This window comes from Collinsella sp. AK_207A, assembly GCF_902501965.1.
Classification (GTDB): Bacteria; Actinomycetota; Coriobacteriia; order Coriobacteriales; family Coriobacteriaceae; genus Collinsella.
In genome coordinates this window covers 1-2507 of sequence record NZ_CABWID010000013.1, presented here as the reverse complement: position 1 = coordinate 2507, position 2507 = coordinate 1, and the positions used below count along the sequence as shown (strand labels likewise).

General features: G+C 52.2%; 1 protein-coding gene. It reads left to right on the top strand.

What is annotated here, in order from left to right; translation table 11 throughout:
• Positions 1–463: 463 nt before the first annotated feature.
• Positions 464–2386, top strand: a complete 1923-nt coding sequence (gene tet(W), locus GDJ97_RS03485; protein ID WP_063856422.1) for a tetracycline resistance ribosomal protection protein Tet(W) — start codon at positions 464–466, stop codon at positions 2384–2386.
• Positions 2387–2507: the final 121 nt, after the last annotated feature.

Sequence of the window (2507 nt, the reverse complement as noted above, 5' to 3'; positions counted from 1 at the left end):
TCCGGACATGCCGTCCTCCGATCTCCCGGGGCCGGCCGATCCGGCCCTCAGGGTATCGGGTTCCCACATTCATCCGCACATGTGCGGATGAATGTGGGAGGTGTTCGGATAAAGTTGATAATCAAGGCCTGATTTATTTGGGGAATCGGGTAAAATAATTTCTTGTTTTTTAGAGTGTACTATGATATACTGCTATTAACCTGATTTGAGGAGTCTACCAAATATGCGGCAAGGTATTCTTAAATAAAATTTGATAATGGGCGCAAAAATGATTGCCCCTTGCAGGGGCTTAGTTTTTGTACCCAATTTAAGAATACTTTTGCCTTTTTAGTAAATATCGTGACGGACAGCGGCTCATGTAAGCCGTCATACTTCTGTTTGTCCGAAGTCATGATCCCCAGCGGTAAAAGTATTAGCCGCTGGGGATTTTTGCGCCCATTTGGGCCTTGTATGGAGGATAGACATGAACATTATCAATATCGGGATTCTTGCCCATGTAGACGCTGGAAAGACAACCTTGACGGAGAGCCTGCTATATGCCAGCGGAGCCATTTCAGAACCGGGGAGCGTCGAAAAAGGGACAACGAGGACGGACACCATGCTTTTGGAGCGGCAGCGTGGGATTACCATTCAAGCGGCAGTCACTTCCTTCCAGTGGCACAGATGTAAAGTCAACATTGTGGATACGCCCGGCCACATGGATTTTTTGGCGGAGGTGTACCGCTCTTTGGCTGTTTTAGATGGGGCCATCTTGGTGATCTCCGCTAAAGATGGTGTGCAGGCCCAGACCCGTATTCTGTTCCATGCCCTGCGGAAAATGGACATTCCCACCGTTATCTTTATCAATAAGATCGACCAGGCTGGCGTTGATTTGCAGGGCGTGTATCAGTCTGTTCGGGATAAGCTCTCCGCCGATATTATCATCAAGCAGACGGTGTCGCTGTCCCCGGAAATAGTCCTGGAGGAAAATACCGACATAGAAGCATGGGATGCGGTCATCGAAAATAACGATGAATTATTGGAAAAGTATATCGCAGGAGAACCAATCAGCCGGGAAGAACTTGCGCAGGAGGAACAGCGGCGGGTTCAAGACGCCTCCCTGTTCCCGGTCTATCATGGCAGCGCCAAAAAGGGCCTTGGCATTCAACCGTTGATGGATGCGGTGACAGGGCTGTTCCAACCGATTGGGGAACAGGGGAGCGACGCCCTATGCGGCAGCGTTTTCAAGGTGGAGTATACAGATTGTGGCCAGCGGCTCATCTATTTGCGGCTATACAGCGGAACGCTGCGCCTGCGGGATACGGTGGCTCTGGCCGGGAGAGAAAAGCTGAAAATCACAGAGATGCGTATTCCATCCAAAGGGGAAATTGTTCGGACAGACACCGCTTATCCGGGTGAAATTGTTATCCTTCCCAGCGACAGCGTGAGGTTAAACGATGTATTAGGGGACCCAACCCGGCTCCCTCGTAAAAGGTGGCGTGAGGACCCCCTCCCCATGCTGCGGACGTCGATTGCGCCGAAAACGGCAGCGCAAAGAGAACGGCTGCTGGACGCTCTTACGCAACTTGCGGATACTGACCCGCTTTTGCGCTGCGAGGTGGATTCCATCACCCATGAGATCATTCTTTCTTTTTTGGGCCGGGTGCAGTTGGAGGTTGTTTCCGCTTTGCTGTCGGAAAAATACAAGCTTGAAACAGTGGTAAAGGAACCCACCGTCATTTATATGGAGCGGCCGCTCAAAGCAGCCAGCCACACCATCCATATCGAGGTGCCGCCCAACCCGTTTTGGGCATCCATCGGACTGTCTGTTACACCACTCCCGCTTGGCTCCGGTGTACAATACGAGAGCCGGGTTTCGCTGGGATACTTGAACCAGAGTTTTCAAAACGCTGTCAGGGATGGTATCCGTTACGGGCTGGAGCAGGGCTTGTTCGGCTGGAACGTAACGGACTGTAAGATTTGCTTTGAATACGGGCTTTATTACAGTCCGGTCAGCACGCCGGCGGACTTCCGCTCATTGGCCCCGATTGTATTGGAACAGGCATTGAAGGAATCAGGGACGCAACTGCTGGAACCTTATCTCTCCTTCACCCTCTATGCGCCCCGGGAATATCTTTCCAGGGCTTATCATGATGCACCGAAATACTGTGCCACCATCGAAACGGTCCAGGTAAAAAAGGATGAAGTTGTCTTTACTGGCGAGATTCCCGCCCGCTGTATACAGGCATACCGTACTGATCTGGCCTTTTACACCAACGGGCAGAGCGTATGCCTTACAGAACTGAAAGGGTATCAGGCCGCTGTCGGCAAGCCAGTCATCCAGCCCCGCCGTCCAAACAGCCGCCTGGACAAGGTGCGCCATATGTTCAGTAAGATCACTGGTTGATTTCCGATCCCAACCGAACACATTGAGCTGACGGCACGCTCCCGCAGTTAACCGAACGCCCCCGAGGTCCTATCCGGGCCCCGGGGGCGGCATTTTCCCAGTTGAAGGAATGGTGGAGATG